Source organism: Prolixibacter sp. NT017, assembly GCF_009617875.1.
GTDB lineage: Bacteria > Bacteroidota > Bacteroidia > Bacteroidales > Prolixibacteraceae > Prolixibacter.
In genome coordinates this window covers 3,954,310-3,972,355 of record NZ_BLAV01000001.1, presented here as the reverse complement: position 1 = coordinate 3,972,355, position 18,046 = coordinate 3,954,310, and the positions used below count along the sequence as shown (strand labels likewise).

Annotated in this window: 11 protein-coding genes; 5 read left to right on the top strand and 6 right to left on the bottom strand. The window is 47.3% G+C overall.

Annotated elements, in window-relative coordinates; translation table 11 throughout:
- Positions 1–173 precede the first annotated feature (173 nt).
- From dnaE to GJU87_RS16605, 3 genes are read left to right on the top strand one after another with little or no spacing between them, the layout of a single operon-like run.
- On the top strand, positions 174–3,806 hold the full coding sequence (gene dnaE / locus GJU87_RS16615) for a DNA polymerase III subunit alpha (protein ID WP_153640513.1): 3,633 nt from the start codon (positions 174–176) through the stop codon (positions 3,804–3,806).
- Between the two features lie 54 nt (positions 3,807–3,860).
- On the top strand, positions 3,861–4,178 hold the full coding sequence (trxA, locus tag GJU87_RS16610; protein ID WP_153632900.1) for a thioredoxin: 318 nt from the start codon (positions 3,861–3,863) through the stop codon (positions 4,176–4,178).
- Between the two features lie 41 nt (positions 4,179–4,219).
- Positions 4,220–5,176 carry a DUF58 domain-containing protein gene (locus tag GJU87_RS16605; protein WP_153640512.1) on the top strand — a complete coding sequence of 319 codons (957 nt, stop codon included), beginning with the start codon at positions 4,220–4,222 and terminating at the stop codon, positions 5,174–5,176.
- Here the strand turns inward: GJU87_RS16605 and GJU87_RS16600 are convergent.
- From GJU87_RS16600 to GJU87_RS16580, 5 genes are read right to left on the bottom strand one after another with little or no spacing between them, the layout of a single operon-like run.
- Positions 5,168–6,253 (bottom strand): endonuclease/exonuclease/phosphatase family protein, encoded by a 1,086-nt coding sequence (locus GJU87_RS16600; protein WP_153640511.1) that lies wholly within the window; start codon positions 6,251–6,253, stop codon positions 5,168–5,170. The two genes, GJU87_RS16605 and GJU87_RS16600, sit on opposite strands and share 9 nt — an antisense overlap.
- A gap of 12 nt (positions 6,254–6,265) precedes the next feature.
- Positions 6,266–7,144: a rhomboid family intramembrane serine protease gene (locus tag GJU87_RS16595; protein WP_153640510.1), complete on the bottom strand. Its 879-nt coding sequence runs from the start codon at positions 7,142–7,144 to the stop codon at positions 6,266–6,268.
- Positions 7,145–7,150: 6 nt separating this feature from the next.
- Positions 7,151–7,969: a rhomboid family intramembrane serine protease gene (locus GJU87_RS16590; protein WP_153640509.1), complete on the bottom strand. Its 819-nt coding sequence runs from the start codon at positions 7,967–7,969 to the stop codon at positions 7,151–7,153.
- A 60-nt stretch (positions 7,970–8,029) separates the two neighbouring features.
- Positions 8,030–9,913 carry a DNA mismatch repair endonuclease MutL gene (gene mutL, locus GJU87_RS16585; RefSeq protein WP_153640508.1) on the bottom strand — a complete coding sequence of 628 codons (1,884 nt, stop codon included), beginning with the start codon at positions 9,911–9,913 and terminating at the stop codon, positions 8,030–8,032.
- 15 nt (positions 9,914–9,928) lie between these two features.
- A complete protein-coding gene (locus GJU87_RS16580) occupies positions 9,929–10,231 on the bottom strand; it encodes a hypothetical protein (protein WP_153640507.1) in 303 nt (100 codons plus the stop codon).
- A gap of 208 nt (positions 10,232–10,439) precedes the next feature.
- Between GJU87_RS16580 and GJU87_RS16575 the strand changes: the two genes are divergently transcribed.
- Positions 10,440–11,975, top strand: coding sequence for a YifB family Mg chelatase-like AAA ATPase (locus tag GJU87_RS16575; protein WP_153640506.1), 1,536 nt, complete (start codon positions 10,440–10,442; stop codon positions 11,973–11,975).
- A 118-nt stretch (positions 11,976–12,093) separates the two neighbouring features.
- On the opposite strand, the gene GJU87_RS16570 is transcribed toward GJU87_RS16575, so the two are convergent.
- A complete protein-coding gene (locus GJU87_RS16570; protein ID WP_153640505.1) occupies positions 12,094–12,360 on the bottom strand; it encodes a hypothetical protein in 267 nt (88 codons plus the stop codon).
- Between the two features lie 113 nt (positions 12,361–12,473).
- Here GJU87_RS16570 and GJU87_RS16565 point away from each other — a divergent pair, with 113 nt between their 5' ends.
- Positions 12,474–18,029, top strand: a complete 5,556-nt coding sequence (locus GJU87_RS16565; protein ID WP_153640504.1) for an alpha-2-macroglobulin — start codon at positions 12,474–12,476, stop codon at positions 18,027–18,029.
- The last annotated feature ends 17 nt before the right edge of the window (positions 18,030–18,046 follow it).

Here is an 18,046-nt window from a genome sequence, read left to right as displayed (position 1 = left end):
GAATTGTTGATATAATTTTGCGGCCCGGTTAAACCATATTTTTGAAAAGGTGTTGAAAAGTAAAATTCATCGGCGGGTAGCAATTTTCTATCTTTAGTCGTGAAAAAACAAGAAGCCGGAAACCTCTTCCGGAAGGAGAACGTATTGAGCAGAGGAATAATAAAAATTACCGTATGATCCCATTTACCCATTTGCACGTCCACAGTCAGTATTCCATATTGGATGGAGCTGCGAGTGTTCCCGATTTAGTTACAAAAGCAAAGAACGATGGTATGAAGGCAGTCGCGCTGACTGACCATGGTTCGATGTTCGGAATGAAAGAATTTCATGCCACGTGTAAAGCAAATGGGGTGAAGCCGATTTTAGGTTGTGAGACTTATGTAGCAGCCCGAAGCCTCGATGACAAATCGGATAAGGTGGATCGCTCGGGAAATCACCTGATCTTGTTAGCCAAGAATGAAAAAGGCTACAGAAACCTGCTGAAGCTGGTATCGATAGCTAATACGCGGGGAATGTACTATAAGCCACGTATCGACAAGACGATGCTGGAAAGGTACCACGAAGGGATTATTGTTTCTTCGGCTTGTTTGGGTGGAGAGATACCACAGCTGGTTATGCGTGGTGATATTCCCGGAGCCGAAAAAGCCATCGAGTGGTACAAAAGTGTATTCGGCGATGACTATTACCTGGAGCTTCAGCGGCATCGGACCGACGATCCAAGGATGAAAATGGATGTGTACGACAAGCAGGTAATGGTGAACGAAGTGCTGGTGGGATTAGCCCAAAAGCACAATGTAAAAATCATAGCTGCCAATGATGTGCACTTTACGAACGAGGAAGATGCCGAAGCACACGACTTGTTGATTTGCCTGAATACCGGAAAAGACATTGATGATCCGAACCGAATGCGTTACACCCGGCAAGAGTGGTTTAAGACCACTGCTGAGATGAACGAATTGTTTTCCGATGTTCCGGAAGCGTTAGCCAACACGCAGGAAATTGTCGATAAGGTTGAGTTTTTCGAGCTTGACTCCAGTCCGATTATGCCGGAATTCCCCATACCTGAATCTTTTGGCACGCTCGAAGAGTTTAGGGCCAATTTCAGCGAAGAAGAACTGAAAGAGGAATTTGGCGAAGCGTACGACCGGATGGGGGGGTACGACAAGGTGATTAGGGTGAAGTTTGAAGCCGATTATCTCAAGCACCTCGTTTACAAAGGAGCCGAATGGCGTTATGGCGAAGCGTTCTCCGGCGATAATAAGGAACGTATCGACTTTGAGCTGGAGACCATTAAAACCATGGGGTTCCCCGGATACTTCCTGATTGTTCAGGACTTTATCAACGCTGCCCGCGAAATGGGCGTGATTGTTGGCCCGGGACGTGGTTCAGCAGCGGGTTCTGCCGTTGCATACTGCACCGGAATTACCAACGTCGACCCAATCAAGTATGATTTGCTGTTCGAGCGTTTCCTGAATCCAGACCGTGTGTCGATGCCCGATATCGATATTGACTTCGATGATGACGGCCGCCAGCTCGTTTTGGATTGGGTGACGGCGAAGTATGGTCACGATAAGGTGGCACACATCTGTACATTTGGAACCATGGCGGCCAAGCTGGCCTTGCGGGATGTGGCCCGGGTGTTGAAGTTGCCGTTGCCCGAAGCCGATCGGTTGGCAAAGATGGTACCGGAAGCACCGAAAATGACATTGCAGAAGGCCTATAAGGAAAATCCGCAACTGGAGATGGAAAAGCAATCAGAAAACTTGCTGGTTGCCAAAACACTCCGGTTGGCAGAAACGCTGGAAGGTTCGGTCCGGCAAACGGGGGTACATGCCTGTGGTGTCCTTATCGGGAAGAATCCGTTGGATGAACACCTTCCGGTAATGCCTACCAAGGAAGAGGAGTTGCTCACCACCCAGTATGACGGACGGTTCGTGGAAGATATCGGCTTGCTGAAGATGGACTTCCTCGGGCTGAAAACACTGTCGATTATAAAAGAGTGTCTCGATAATATCAAACTTTCCCGGGGAATTGATATCGATATCGACGCGCTGCCGCCGGATGACCAGGAAACATTTGAATTGTTCGGTCGCGGTGATACGACTGCCATTTTCCAGTTCGAGTCGCCCGGAATGAAAAAATGGCTGCGCAAACTGAAGCCCAACCGGTTTGAAGACCTGGTGGCGATGAATGCCTTGTACCGTCCGGGACCGATGGAGTACATTCCCAATTTCGTTAACCGGAAACATGGTTATGAAGAAATTGTATACGATCATCCGATGATGGAACCTTTCCTGAATGACACGTACGGAATTACGGTCTTCCAGGAGCAGGTGATGTTGCAGTCGCGCGCGTTGGGACAGTTTACCCGGGGTGAATCCGATACCTTGCGAAAAGCCATGGGTAAGAAGAAGTTTGACCTCATGGCCAAACTGAAGGTGAAGTTCCACGATGGCTGTCTAAGCAACGAAAAGTTTGTTGAGGGATGTAAAGAGGTAGGCCAAAAGCCGGAAAAACTGATCGATAAAATCTGGAAGGACTGGGAAGCTTTTGCATCTTACGCTTTCAATAAGTCGCACTCGGTTTGCTACGCTTATATTGCCTATCAAACAGGATATCTCAAAGCGCATTACCCGGCCGAGTTTATGGCCGCAGTGTTGAGTCGTAACCTGTCCAATTCTGATAAGATTTCCATTTTCATGGACGAGTCGAACCACATGGGGCTGCCGGTTCTCGGACCCGATGTGAACGAGTCACGGGCCAAATTCTTCGTGAATAAGAAAGGTGACCTGCGTTTCGGAATGGCTGCTATAAAAGGCGTCGGAAATGCTGCCGTCGATGAAATTATCCGCGAACGCGAAGAAAACGGTGAATTCAAAGATCTATACGATTTCGTGGAACGTGTGAACTTGCAAACGGTTAATAAGAAGAACATTGAGTCGCTGGCGATGGCCGGTGCTTTTGATAGTTTCGGTGACATGAAGCGGGCCCAGTTTTTTGCCGAAAACAACGAGGGCGTTTCATTTATCGAGTCGCTTGTTCGCTATGGTGGGCGCATGCAAAGTGAAAAACAGAACGCGATGGCTTCGTTATTCGGCGGAGCAAACGCTGTTGAGGTCAAAAAACCGGACATTCCGAATGTTCCTGAATGGCCGCGTATTGTTTTGCTTGACAAGGAGAAGAACTTAATCGGAATTTATCTGTCGGCCCATCCGCTCGACGATTATAAACTGGAGATCGAAAGTTTCTGTACGAAAGGTGTCAACCTGGCCCAGTTAAAAGAGAACATCGACGCTTACCGCAACCGCGATATAACGTTTGCCGGAATGGTGACCGAAGCGCATGAAGGTATTTCGAAAAACGGAAAGCCGTTCTCAACACTGACGTTGACGGATTACAGCGAGTCGCATAAGATATATTTCTTCGGCAACGATTACGTTAATTTCGGGAAATACTGCCGGCAGGGATTGTTCCTGTTGGTGAAAGGAAAGGTTCAGCCTAGGTGGCGCGATAGCAACGACTGGGAATTCAAGGTAAATAAAATTGATTTGCTGAGTGAATTGCGTGGTCAGGTAAAAAGTGTCATGCTCGAAATTCCGGTTGAAACAGTAACCAATGAATTCCTAAAAGATTTGGGTGAGCGTTTGAATGGAAATAAGGGCAGCACTCTTTTGAAGTTTGCCGTTTTCGATGCCAAGAACAATCTTCGGGTTCAGATGTTTTCCCGGAACAAACGCATCGAACTGACTGATGAGTTGGTGGAGTATTTTCAAAATAATCCGGATATTGCGTTTACAATTAATTAATTTGTAACTTTGGGCTTTCCAAAGAAAATTCTAATAACTATAAAAAATATTGACATGGCAATTGAAGTTACTGATGCTAATTTCGAGGAGGTTGTATTGCAATCGGATAAACCTGTATTAGTTGATTTCTGGGCTGAATGGTGTGGCCCGTGCCGTATGGTTGGTCCACTGGTGGAAGAGCTGGCCCATGATTATGAAGGGAAAGTGGTAGTTACCAAAATGGATGTGGATAGCAATCCTGGAACAGCGGCTAAATTTGGTATTCGCAATATTCCTACCATCCTTTTCTTTAAAGGTGGTGATGTTGCAGATAAGCAGGTTGGAGCAGTACCGAAGACGATTCTTTCTTCGAAATTAGATGCTCTCTTGTAAGAAAATATTGAGTATACTTACAAGGCATAAGATTTTCTCTTATGCCTTTTTTTATTGCATTTCCGTTGAAAAATCTGTTCGACATAGAAGCCTTTCAGCAGTTCGATAATCTGGAACTGATTGCCCGCGAAGTTGTGGAGGGATTCATTACCGGTTTGCACCGGAGTCCGTTTCATGGTTTCTCGGTAGAGTTTGCCGAGCACCGGTTATACAATACGGGCGAATCGACCAAACACATCGATTGGAAGCTGTATGCGCGGACGGAGCGTTTATTCGTTAAGCAATACGAAGAAGAGACGAACCTGCGTTGCCAGTTGGTGGTCGATACCAGTTCGTCGATGTTGTTTCCCTACCGGAGAAGAGGAAAAGAACTGCTAAAAAGCAAGTTGGCTTTTTCGGTGTACAGCGCGGCTGCCCTAACCTACCTCATGCGAAGACAGCGCGACGCAGTGGGCTTGTCGATGTTCGACGAAGATTTGCACTTTCACAGCGAAGCGCGTTTATCATCCGTCCATTCCGATATGATTTACGGTAAGCTGGCGGAGTTAATCCATACCGGTTCCCCGGAAACAAATCGCGGGACACAGGCGGCCGATGTGTTACACCGGTTGGCTGAGAGCATGCCCAAACGTTCGCTGGTCGTCATTTTCAGTGATATGATTTCGGGTTCTGCACCCGATGATCTTTTTCAGGCATTGCAGCATTTGCGCTATAACAAACACGAGGTCATTCTTTTTCACGTGACCGATCACCAGCTGGAGAAAGAGTTGGGTTATAGCAATCGCCCTCATCGCTTTATTGATATTGAAACGGGGGAGCGTATTCACATGAATCCGGCCGAATACCGGAAAATGTACCAGGAAGAGCAGGAAAAGGTTTTCACCGAGCTAAAACTAAGGTGCGGACAATTTAATATCGATTTGGTTGAAGCAGACATTCGCGAAGATTTTCACGACGTTTTGTGGTCGTACCTGGTCAAGCGAAAAAAGCTATTCTGATTCAGAATTATTATCCCGGATGGTCAAAGTTGTCGTAACCGGGTAGTGATCGGAGTACCCAACTTTTATGCGTTTAAAGTTATGCGCTTCAAAAAGGCTGCTGTGCAGGATGTAATCAATCCGGAACGAAGGCAGCTGGCCGTTATACGAATTTCCGGTTCCAAATCCCGATTCGACAAAGGCATCTTTCAAATTGCCCCTCACTTTCCGGTAAGCATAAGAAACGGGCGTATCGTTAAAATCCCCGCAAACAATAACCGGGTAAGGAGATTTTGCAATGTGAGCCGATAAAATCCGTGCCTGGTTAGCCCTGATAACAAATGCTCTTTTCAGTTTTGCTAACACCAGGCGCGTTTCTTTCAGTTTTGGGTCGTTCCCCATGGTCAACGAATCTACAACTCCATATTCATTCGGAAGAATACGGTTGGACTGCAAGTGACAGTTATACACCCGGACCGTGTCATTTCCCGGTAGGACAATATCCGAGAAAAGCACCATATTATACGATTTCCTGAAACGGATTTCTCCCAGGTTGACAATCGGGTAACGCGAAAATGTAAGCGGTCCGGCATACGTGGTGGTATGCGCCAACTGGTAATAATGAATGGAAGGAATGAGATCGCGGATAGAGGAAGGGCTCAATTTCCCTTTTTTCAGCAGGCGGGTCTCCTGTAAACAGATAATATCCGGTGCTTCTTTTTTTAAGAATTCCACCAGTTCCGGTGAGTTACTCTTCTTCTTACTCAGATCGTACGTGAAGTGATGGACATTATAGCTGAGTATCTTGTAACCGTTTCCTTTAAAATCCTTTGTAGGAAGAAGCTGATAATAATCGTTGAAATGGTTGATTCCAAGAATGAAGACAAGAAGGGAAAGCCATATACGGCGTGGTTTGAACCAGAGCCAGAAGAAGATGAAAATGATGTTGACAAGGAGCAGGTACGGATAAGCCATTCCCAGAAAGGCCGGATACCAAAATCTGTCGGGCGGAATATGCACCGATAGATAAGATATGCCTAATGCCAGGGCAAAAAAGATGTTGACAAAGAATGCTATTTTGAGGATAAAGCTCTTCAAGGTAGCTTTTGGTTATTTTTTATTTCCCATTCGGAACAGTGTTTCCTTTTCTTCTTTGGTCAGACTGTCGTATCCCGATTTACCGATTTTTTCCAGTATTTGATTGATGTACTCCTGTTGCTCTTTCTTTTTGTTGTTGTACTCGTAGTCGATATTGACGGCTTCGCCGCGATGTTCTACCCGCAGCTTTTTTCGTGGTTTGAACCAGGTGAAGAATTTATCCAGAACCCGCTCGAACCCTCGTGAAACATTGCGACCTTTTACAAGCTGCGACATATAAAGCCAGCCCCACAGTGCTCCGCCGAGGTGGGCAAAATCGCCGCCGGCGTTGTTACCGCCCAATCCGATAATGTACATGATGATGGAAACGACAGCAATCCATTTGATTTTTACCGGCCCGATGAACATCAAATGAATAACATGGTTGGGCACATATACCGAGATGGCTATCACGATAGCAATAACGGCTGCCGATGCGCCCAGTAATTCAGACGGTTTTCCCTGGAAAGGGGGAAGGAAATTGTAAGCAAGCATGTAAACCAAACCACCGGCAACACCACCAATCAAATAGAGGCTAAGTAGTTTGCGCTGATCGTGGTACTCAAGAAAAATACGTCCGAACCAGTAGAGCCAGAGAATATTAAAGAGAATATGAAAGAACTGGAAATGGAGGAACATATAGGTAATAATCGTCCACGGACGGGTCAAAAAGACGTCGAATGACGAAGGCAGTGAAAGCCAACTCAACACCGGTGTGTCTTGTGCTCCGGAAAGAAAAAGGATCACATAAATGAGCCGGATGATGACCCAAACACCAATGTTCAGGTAAATCAACCGCGTCAGATATGAGCCGTTCTTAAACGATAATTTTATTTCCTCTAAAATTCCCATCGCTAATCAATAAAAACTGTTGGAGTTCCGGTTCCAGAACTTAATCAGAATAAAACCAAAAATCATACCACCCAGATGCGCAAAATGTGCCACGTCGCTTCCCGGATTCCGTACACCTAAAAATAACTCAATTACGCCATAACCAATCACAAAATACTTGGCTTTAATCGGAATCGGCGGAAATAATAACATCAGTTGGGTGTTGGGGAATAACATTCCGAAGGCCAGCAAAACCCCGAAAATGGCTCCCGAAGCACCCACCACCGGTATATTCATTTTCATTTCGAGTACGCGCTGTACCAGTTCGGTTCCTTGCTGAATATACGCCGGATTATTGGGTTTATCCATCCAGTTGTTGATCAGGTCATATACCCAGGGGCTCGCATGCTTCAAATGTTCTTTCACAAATGTGGAGAGAAGTTCGGGCGAAGGCGTATTGATAAACGCTGCGACAGAATCCCTCAGCGATGAAATCTCGATGTAGTTAACCAGTGTATAAAATGCGGCAGCGCCCAGTCCGGTAATGAAGTAAAAAATAAGAAAACGCTTCGGTCCCCAAACCATTTCCAGCACCCGCCCGAACATGTATAAAGCGAACATATTAAAGAACAGGTGCATAAATCCACCATGCATAAACATATGCGTTACAAACTGGTAGGGCCTGAAATGCGGCGAAGCCGGGTAATAAAGAGCCAGCTTCTGGGTCAGATCAATGCCGAAACTTTTCAACGCCCAGGTGGCAACCAACATCAACACGTTCAGCATGATGAGGTTTTTCACGACCGGGGGAATTGCGTTATATGAAGGCGGTCTGAATTGTGTCATAAATTATGCTTTGAAATGTTAAAATTAAAAATAACCATTCCTTCGCGGCAAACTGTTATTCTATTTTAACAATTTTTCAAATTCTTCAAGCGAAATGATGGTAATGATCTTCTTTCCCGTTGGGGAGTAATTCGGCGTTTTGCAGGCAAACAGGCTGTCAAACAACTCTCCGATTTCCTCGTATTTCAAAACCGAGCCGTAATTGATGGCTGAAGCGCGTGCCAACGATTGTGCCAGATTTGTTTTAATCTCTTCTTTCACATCAACTGGCCGGTTCTTTACATCTTCCAGCAATTTTTCAACCAGCTCCCTTGCATCCAGGTGACTGAGCATACTGGGAACTCCTTCTACGAAGAAAGCCTGCTCATCCGCTTTGCGAATTTCAAATCCCAGTGTTTTCAGTTCATCAAGAATACTGTCGAGCACTTCGGCATCGGCAGCGTGAAGTTCTAACCTTGGCGGGAAAAGCTGACGTTGACTGGTTCCCAGGTTTTTCTCCAGCACAGCCATGAAATGCTCAAACAATACCCGTTCGTGCGCTCTTCGCTGATCAATAACCATCAGTCCCGACTTAACAGGTGAAATGATGTATTTGTTTTTTACCTGCAGGAAGTTGTGGTTACGCATCCCGTTTTCCGTCTCGTCATGCAGGTTTTGCTGTGACGGTTGTTGAATGACCTCGTCCGTTTCATCGGAAAATATTTCTTCATCCGTTTCCGGGAAATCGTTGGAGCGTTCAAATCCCTGGTACAGTTTATCCCAGCTTTTTAGATTTGGGTCCTTGGTCCAGTTGGGACTTTGCTGAAACGGGTTGACCGGCGTTTTCTTTTCTTCCTCAAACGGATTATATGTGGGATTTACCTGAATTTCCGGTTCAGGCACAACGGCGCCGGGTTGTGGTGCAACGGGAATATCAATGGCCCCTGCCTGATCGAATTCGATGGACGGCATCACATTGAATTTTCCCAAAGCTTCCCGGATACAGGCGTGAATGATGTGCCAGGCCGAGCGTTCATCTTCAAATTTCACTTCCGTTTTTGTCGGGTGAATATTGATGTCGATGGTGCCTGGTTCAACTTCGAAATAGAGAAAATAGGCCGGAATGGTTTCGGGTGGAAGAATTTTCTCATACGCCCGCATCACCGCTTTGTGAAAATAGGGATGACGCATGAAGCGTCCATTCACGAAAAAGAACTGTTCCCCCATGGTTTTCCGGGCAAACCGGGGCTGTCCGATATAACCGGAAACCCGGATAATGGTGGTGTCAGTCTGAACGGGAACCAGACTTTGGTTAATATTCTTGCCGAAAATATTGACAATTCGCTTGCGCTGATTTTCGGAAGGTAAATCGTAAATAACCGAGTCGTTATGGATAAGCGAAAAACTCAGTTCCGGGTTGGCCAAAGCAACCCGCTGTATCTCCGTAATGATATGTTTTAACTCTGTGCTGTTGGCCTTCAGAAATTTCCGGCGGGCCGGCACGTTGAAGAAAAGGTTTTTGATAGAGAAATTGGAACCTTCGGGACAATTGTCCGGCTCCTGCGATTTGACTTCCGAACCAACAATGTGCAGCCGCGTTCCCAGCTCATCGCCTTCCTGTTTGGTACGCAACTCCACATCGGCAACAGCGGCAATCGAGGCCAGTGCTTCCCCGCGGAATCCCATCGTCCGGATGGAAAACAGATCGGCCGCCGCTTTAATTTTCGATGTAGCATGGCGCTCGAAGGCAAGCCGGGCATCACTCGGAGACATACCTTTCCCATTGTCGGTGACCTGAATAAGGGTACGACCGGCATCTTTCAGATTTATTTTTATTTGATTGGCTCCGGCATCAATCGCATTTTCCACCAATTCCTTAACAACCGATGCAGGACGCTGGATAACCTCTCCGGCTGCTATTTGATTGGCAACCGAGTCGGGTAAGAGCTGGATAATGTCTGACACTAAATAATCAGTTTGTTATTTCAACATATAAAAGGCCAGTAAGGCCAGAAGGACTAGAATAACGATTACCCGGATATTGGATTTCCGTCGCTGTTGTTCGGCAAACCGGCCTCGGCTTAGGCCTTGCCGGAATGAACCTTTTATCGACGTTTTGTAATTCTCCGGTGTAACTTTGTTTTTACCCCCTTCTTCCTTAATGCCTAATTCTGCCTTGATACGAGCTTCCCTTTCTGCCATTTCCTCCTTACGCGGATCGTAGAAACGGTAAGGCATGCGAAAATCTTTACTCCGGGGCACATGGAAGAACTTCATTCCCATAACCACAATTTTTGGTTCGAAATACAAAGATAACGGTAATTTTCGTTTCGTCATGAGATGGTGGAACGGTTTGTCCAATAACCAATAAAATAGCTTAATATGAGAAGCGTAGTTGGTTTGGTTTAAGAAAGAAAATTGGCACAGGGTGACAAAATAGTTAACAAAAAGTAGTAACTTAAGTAGAACAAGACCTAAAAATAACCTAACCATGCTCGTGAAAACCTATGGCAGCGCCGTTCACGGAATCGATGCCACCATTATTACTATAGAAACTGATGTCACTATTGGCCTTCGTTTTTTTCTGGTCGGCCTTCCCGACAACGCTGTGAAAGAGAGTCAGCAACGGATAGAGTCCGCTTTACGGATGAACGGATTTCAAATTCCCGGCAAAAAAATCGTTATCAACATGGCACCGGCCGATATCCGGAAGGAAGGCTCAGCTTACGATTTGCCCATTGCCATGGGAATACTGGCCGCTTCCAACCAAATTAACGATGCTGAGCTGGAACAGTACGTGATGATTGGTGAGCTTTCGCTTGATGGAGGACTGCAGCCGGCCAAGGGAATTCTGCCCATCGCTATCAAGGCGCGTGAAGAAGGATTTAAAGGATTCATCGTTCCGAAAGAAAATGCCCGCGAGGCAGCGGTTGTCGATAATCTGAAAATCTACGGTGTCGAAAACATTAGCGAGGTGATCGCCTTTTTCAATGGGAACGGAACGTTGGAAGAGACAGTGGTGAATACCCGTGAGGAATTTTTCACCAATATCAACCACAGCGATTTCGATTTCTCGGATGTAAAAGGACAGGAGAATGTGAAGCGCGCATTGGAGATAGCGGCCGCCGGTTCGCATAATATCCTGATGATAGGTCCTCCCGGTGCAGGGAAGACGATGTTGGCGAAAAGAATACCAACGGTACTTCCCCCGTTTACCCTGAAAGAAGCGCTCGAAACAACCAAAATACATTCTGTTGTCGGAAAAATAGACAAAGAAACCTCGCTAATGACGATGCGACCTTTCCGATCGCCTCACCACACAATATCGGATGTTGCACTAGTCGGTGGCGGTACTTTTCCACAGCCCGGTGAGATATCGCTGGCGCATAATGGCGTTCTTTTCCTTGATGAATTGCCGGAATTTAAACGTACTGTGCTGGAGGTGATGCGGCAACCGCTGGAGGATCGGGTTATCAGTATTTCGCGGGCACGTTTCGCGGTAGAATATCCAGCCAGTTTTATGCTGGTCGCTTCTATGAATCCGTGTCCGTGCGGTTATTATAATCATCCCACCAAGCCATGTGTCTGCGCACCTGGTATGGTGCAAAAATACCTGAACCGGATTTCGGGCCCGTTACTCGATCGCATCGATATTCATTTGGAAGTAGTTCCTGTTCCCTTTAATAAATTGTCGGAATTGCGGACAGGTGAGCCCAGCGAAAAGATTCGGGAACGCGTGATACAGGCACGGAATATTCAGGCGGAACGTTTCCGGGGAACCGAAATATATGCCAACGCACAGATGAGTTCCCGCATGCTCCGGAAATATTGCAATCCGGATGCAGCCGGCAACCAATTGCTGAAAAATGCCATGGAAAAAAGGGGGCTTTCAGCCCGCGCCTATGACCGGATTCTCAAGGTGGCTCGCACCATTGCCGATTTGGAAGGTTCGGACAATATTTCAGCTGAACATTTGGGGGAAGCCATCCAATACAGAAGTCTGGACAGTGAAAGCTGGGGGGAATGAGAGTGCAACAAATCAATCAGGGGACGGGTTTGAGCATAGCCATATAAAACGCTCCCCTTTCCGGGAGAATATGAACTCACTTGTCGACAAGATATCGCAGCCCCGGGAAGGGGTGAGTTCACTTGTTGACAGAATATCCCACGTTTGGGAAACCGTGAATCCGTTTGTCGGCATCATTTCCCGGCTTAGGGAAATCATGAATCCGGTTGTTGGCAACGTTTCCCCGCTTCGGGAAAACATAAATCCGGTCGTGGGCAGTGTTTCCCCATTTTAGAAAAGCAGGAATTCGCTTGCTATCATGGTTTTCCGGCGGTAAACCGGTAGTTTCGCGTTCGGATGAACCACTTCTTTCTCGATATTTTGGGATGGCAACTTGAGGAAGCATAAGATAATTTATCAAAAAAGTGACGCGAACTTATTCGCTACACTCCTTAAAGATGTTTATCTTGAGTCGATATTCCATTTCAAACAAAAGTTTATTCAAAACAGACCTGACAAATGAGACTTGCCTTTCGATTGGCAACAATTCTTGTTGCCTTATCCATTCTTGTATCATGTAATGATAAAGGGAAAAAACAATCATCGACACCGGATAGCGGATTCGGACAATATGTTAGTCGCTACACCAGCGGCGTTATCTCGGTAAAAGCACCGGTTATTGTCGAGCTGAATAAAGAACCGAAAAATCCGAAACAGCCCGGAACGGAGGCCGATGGCAGTTTGATAACACTATCTCCTGCCGTGAAGGGAACTGTTCAGTGGCTGGATGCTCATACGCTCTCGTTTACACCGTCGGAGCCGATGGAGTCGGATACCAAATACGAGGTGAAAGTGGCGTTGGGTAAAGTGCTCGATGTTCCTGCTCAGTTTAAGGTGATGAAGTTTCCGGTGACGACCATCCGGCAGTCGTTTACAGTGAATGACCTCGCCGTAAAGGCATTCGACGATCAGGATCTGAAGTGGCAGTACCTGTCGGGAATAGTCCGTACCGCGGATGTGGCGTCGGATGAAAAGGTGGAGCAGCTGATAAAGGTGACCCTGAATAATCAATCCGTTTCGCTGAAGTGGGAGCATAACGGCGATGGACGGAATCATCGCTTTACGACCGATAGCCTGCAGCGAACCAATTCGACCCAGGAATTGGATGTTAGCTGGAATGGTAAGCCACTGAGCGTGGATAAAGAAGGTTCGGAAAAGGTGGAGCTGCCCGCCCTCGATGAATTTAAGGTGACCGATGTTCGTGTGGTGCAACAGCCGCAGCAATATCTCTCGCTTCGGTTTTCCGATCCGTTGGATAAGGATCAGAATCTGGAAGGCCTGGTCACCATCGATAAGAGCAGCAATCTCCGGTTTGTGGTCGATAACAATGAGCTGCAAGTGTTCCCGCCGGAGCAATTGACCGGTGAGCATCAGGTTTATATCTCGGAAGGAATACGGAATGCGCTGGGTTATAAGCTCGGGCAAAGTTCCGATATAACCGTTCGTTTTCAGGATTTGAAGCCGGCGGTGAAGTTCCTCGGGAAAGGAACGATTATGCCGTCATCCGAAGGATTGATTTTGCCATTCGAAGCAGTCAACCTGCGGGCAATTGATTTGCGGGTCATAAAAATCTATACCAACAACATTCACCAGTTTTTCCAGGATAATCAATACGACGGAAATTCAGATATTAAACGAGTGGGGCGTCTTGTGTTGCAAAAGCAAATCAACCTGAATGTTTCCTCGTTTTCGAAGCTGAAGAACTGGAATACTTACAAAATCGATTTAGCTAAGCTGATAAAGATTGAGCCGGGAGCGATTTACCGCGTTCAGATTCGGTTTCATAAAGATTTTTCGGTGTATGGAATGAGCCAACTGCCCGACAATCAAACGTCGTCCATTGATGAACTGGAAGCATCCCGCAAACGCGAAAAGGAGATGGAGCAATGGGACGAACCGGGCTGGTACAGCGACTATTATTATCCGTCCGGATACGACTGGTCGCAGCGCGATAACCCGGAAAATGTCTCCTATTACAACTCTAATCGTTTTGTTGCTAAAAATCTGTTCGCGACCAATCTGGGCATCATTGCCAAAGGCGGCAACGACAAATCGATGAACTTTGCCGTGACCAATTTGAAGACAACCGAGCCGGAATCGGGCGTTCAGTTGAAGATATACAACTATCAGGACCAATTGATGGAAACATTGACCACTGATGCGGATGGTTTTGCGACGGTTCAGTTGAAAAACAAGCCGTTCTTGCTCGTAGCCGAGAAGGATGGTCAATATGCTTATCTGCGGTTGGATGACGGTTCATCCCTGTCGCTGAGCAATTTTGATATATCGGGCGGTGTGGTACAGAAAGGAATCAAAGGCTACATCTATGGTGAGCGGGGTGTTTGGCGACCCGGCGACCGCATTTACCTGACGTTTGTACTGGAAGATAAGAACCACCAGTTGCCGGAACAGCATCCAGTCATTTTCGAGTTTATCAATCCGAAAGGGCAGACGGTGAGTCGTCAGGTAAAAACGGCCGGAGAAAACGGATTTTACTGCTTCACAACGAAGACCGATGCTGATGCACCTACCGGGAATTGGCGCGCGGTGCTGAAAGTAGGAGGGCAAACCTTTACGAAACGTATTAAAGTAGAGACCGTGAAGCCGAACCGGCTGAAGATTAATCTCGACTTTCATACGAAGCAGCTGGTTTATTCTTCAGAGCCATTGCACGGTACATTGAAGGCGACCTGGTTGCATGGCGGCATTGCCAAAAACCTCAAGGCGCGAATCGCTGTCAATTTCTCAGCTATAAAAACGGCATTTCCGAAATATGCTAATTACCATTTCGACGATCCTTCGAAGGATTTGGTCTCGGAAGAACAAAATATTTTCGATGGCAGGCTCAACGAAAGAGGCGAGACGGGTGTCGATTTCAAACTGCCCAAACTGACGTCCGCTCCGGGAATGCTGAATGCCTTCTTTACGACGCGTGTTTTCGAAGAAACCGGTGATTTCAGCATCGACGTACAGAAAATCAAATATGCACCATATAGTTCCTTTGTGGGAATCAAGCTGCCGGCTTCTGAATCGGGCTGGTACAAAACCGAAACGACTTATCCGTTGGATATCGTCACGGTTGCTCCGGAAGGAAAACCGATTTCCCGGAAGGGATTAAAAATTAGTGTGTACAAAGTGGATTGGCGCTGGTGGTGGGATTCCGGCGAAGATCACCTGGCACGTTATGTGACGGGCCATTACCGTCGGCCGGTTCTGCAAGGGACAGTCAATACCGTGGACGGGAAAGGAAAAGTTTCGCTGAAGATTCCGTACAAAAACTGGGACGACAACGGCCGCTACCTGATTTATGTGAAAGATCCGGTGAGTGGGCATAGCACGGGAATTACAGCCTATTTCTCGAAATGGGGAGGCTGGGCCACCGAGGGAATGCAGGGCATGGCTACCATGCTGGCATTCAAAGCCGACAAGGATAAGTATCAGGTTGGCGACAAGGTGACGGTGACCATTCCTTCCGGGAAGAACGGCCGGGCACTGGTGAGTTTGGAGAACGGCTCAAAAGTGTTGAAAATGTTCTGGGTGAAAACGAAAGAGCAGAATACAACTTTCCAGTTTGATGTAACACCCGGCATGGCACCTAACATCTTTATCCACATCTCGCTGATTCAGCCGCACGCGCAAACCGAAAATGATGCGCCGATACGACTATATGGCGTTATTCCCATCATGGTGGAAGATCCAACAACGCACCTGAATCCGCAGATTGAGATGCCGGATGAACTGGCTCCTGAAAAACCGTACGAGGTAAAAGTATCGGAAAAGAACGGTCGCAAAATGACTTACACGCTGGCTGTGGTGGATGAAGGTCTGCTTGATCTGACCCGCTTCCAGACTCCCGATCCCTGGCCGGTATTTTATGCCCGGGAAGCATTGGGTGTGAAAACATGGGATTATTACGATGATGTGATTGGCGCTTACGGAGCCCGACTGGAAAAAGCATTTGCAGTAGGAGGCGACCAGAATCTGGCGGCTTCCAAACGGAAAAAGGTCAATCGCTTTGAACCGGTAGCGCAGTTCATTGGTCCGTTCACGTTAGGAAAAAATCAAACACAGACACATACGCTGAAAATGCCGAACTACATCGGCGCAGTCCGTGTAATGGTTGTTGCCGGCAATGACGGCGCTTACGGAAATGCCGATAAGTCGGTTAAAGTCATTAAGCCGCTGATGCTGCTGGGAACCTTACCGCGTGTCCTTGGTCCGGGCGAAGAAGTAAAACTTCCGGTTAACGTATTCGCCATGAAACCGGAGGTGAAGGATGTAACGGTGAAAGTTGAGACGAACAATCTCTTCACCACGGTTGGCAGTAATACGCAGGAAATCCATTTCGATGAAGTGGGCGATCAACTGGCTGGTTTCAATCTGAAAGTGGCTGATAAAACCGGTATCGGAGAGGTGAAAATTACCGCGCAAAGCGGAAAATATACCGCCAGTTATCAAATCAAGCTGAACGTCCGGCCGTCCAATCCGCGTGTGACCAATGTTTCAGACCAGCTCATCCAGCCCGGGAAAATATGGAAAACGCCGGTCAAAGCACCAGGAATGGAGGGAACCAACACCGCTAGTCTGGAACTTTCAGGAATTCCGCCGCTCGATTTGAGTCGACGGTTGGATTACCTGATTCATTATCCGCATGGCTGCATCGAGCAGGTAACATCCGCCGTTTTCCCGCAACTGATGCTGGATCGTTTGATTGAGATTCCGTCGGACAAAGAGCAGGAAATTGAGGATAACATCCGTGCTGCGCTGAATAAGTTGACCACCTTCCAGTTGAGTAACGGCGGGTTTGGTTACTGGCCGGGCTCGGCGTACGCTTCGCCATGGGGAAGCAATTATGCCGGGCACTTCATGCTCAAGGCAGAAGAAGCCGGTTATACGCTGCCTTACGGAATGAAGAGCAAATGGCTGAATTATCAGCAGAATATGGCCCGCAACTGGGAAAATGGTTCGAATCGGTACAGACAGTCGGCACTCATTCAGGCGTATCGGTTGTATACCCTGGCATTGGCGCAACATCCCGATATGGGGGCAATGAACCGCTTACGCGAAGAAAAAGATGTCAGCACCATAGCGAAATGGCGTTTGGCAGCCGCCTATGCGGTGGCCGGTCAGCCGGAAGTGGCGTCGCAAATTATCAGCGGGCTCAGCCGGGAGATAAAACCCTACCGGGAATTGTACGGAACGTATGGTTCGAACTGGCGCGATGAGGCGATGATCCTGGAAACCCTTTCGTTGATGAACCGGAAAACGGAGGCGTTCCCGCTGGTAACCGAACTGGCACATCAGCTCTCGACCGATGATTGGATGAGCACACAGACCACTGCGTATTCGTTGATTGCGATCGCCGAATTTGCCGGCAAACAAAAGCTGACAGACAAATTATTGAAGGCAAGTGTTGCTGTAAATCAATCTTCCGCGAAATCGGTGGAAACCAACAAACCGTTGTGGCAGCAATCCATTGCCCTGAAAAATAATCAATCGGCGGAGTTGAGTGTCAAGAACGAAACCGCTGATGTGATGTATGCCCGTGTTACAACCGAAGGTATTCCGTTAACGGGCGACACCACATCGGTTCAAAGTAATCTGTTCATGAACGTCCGGTACACCGATATGCAGGACAACAAGATCGATCCATCGAGGCTGGAACAGGGAACTGATTTTGTAGCCGTTGTTACGGTTCAAAACCCGGGACAACGTGGCATTTATCGTGAGATGGCATTGACAACCATTTTCCCGTCAGGATGGGAAATTATTAACCAACGGTTGAACGATGTGCCGAGCTCTTTAAAGAACGATGCATTCGATTACCAGGATATCCGTGACGACCGGGTGAATACCTATTTTGAGTTGAAACCGAATGAGCGAAAAACGTTCCGCGTGATGCTGAATGCGGCATATGAAGGAAAATTCTATCTGCCGTCAGTCCTCTGCCAGGCCATGTACGATAACCGTATTACGGCGCGGCGGCCGGGTGAATGGGTGGAAGTCGTAAAATAATGATTTCGGAAAGCGGA

Coding starts and splice junctions, on each gene's coding strand:
- dnaE (WP_153640513.1), top strand. CDS start 174: ATGATCCCATTTACCCATTTGCACGTCCACAGTCAGTATTCCATATTG.
- trxA (WP_153632900.1), top strand. CDS start 3,861: ATGGCAATTGAAGTTACTGATGCTAATTTCGAGGAGGTTGTATTGCAA.
- GJU87_RS16605 (WP_153640512.1), top strand. CDS start 4,220: ATGCCTTTTTTTATTGCATTTCCGTTGAAAAATCTGTTCGACATAGAA.
- GJU87_RS16595 (WP_153640510.1), bottom strand. CDS start 7,144: ATGGGAATTTTAGAGGAAATAAAATTATCGTTTAAGAACGGCTCATAT.
- GJU87_RS16590 (WP_153640509.1), bottom strand. CDS start 7,969: ATGACACAATTCAGACCGCCTTCATATAACGCAATTCCCCCGGTCGTG.
- GJU87_RS16580 (WP_153640507.1), bottom strand. CDS start 10,231: ATGGGAATGAAGTTCTTCCATGTGCCCCGGAGTAAAGATTTTCGCATG.
- GJU87_RS16575 (WP_153640506.1), top strand. CDS start 10,440: ATGCTCGTGAAAACCTATGGCAGCGCCGTTCACGGAATCGATGCCACC.
- GJU87_RS16570 (WP_153640505.1), bottom strand. CDS start 12,360: ATGCTTCCTCAAGTTGCCATCCCAAAATATCGAGAAAGAAGTGGTTCA.
- GJU87_RS16565 (WP_153640504.1), top strand. CDS start 12,474: ATGAGACTTGCCTTTCGATTGGCAACAATTCTTGTTGCCTTATCCATT.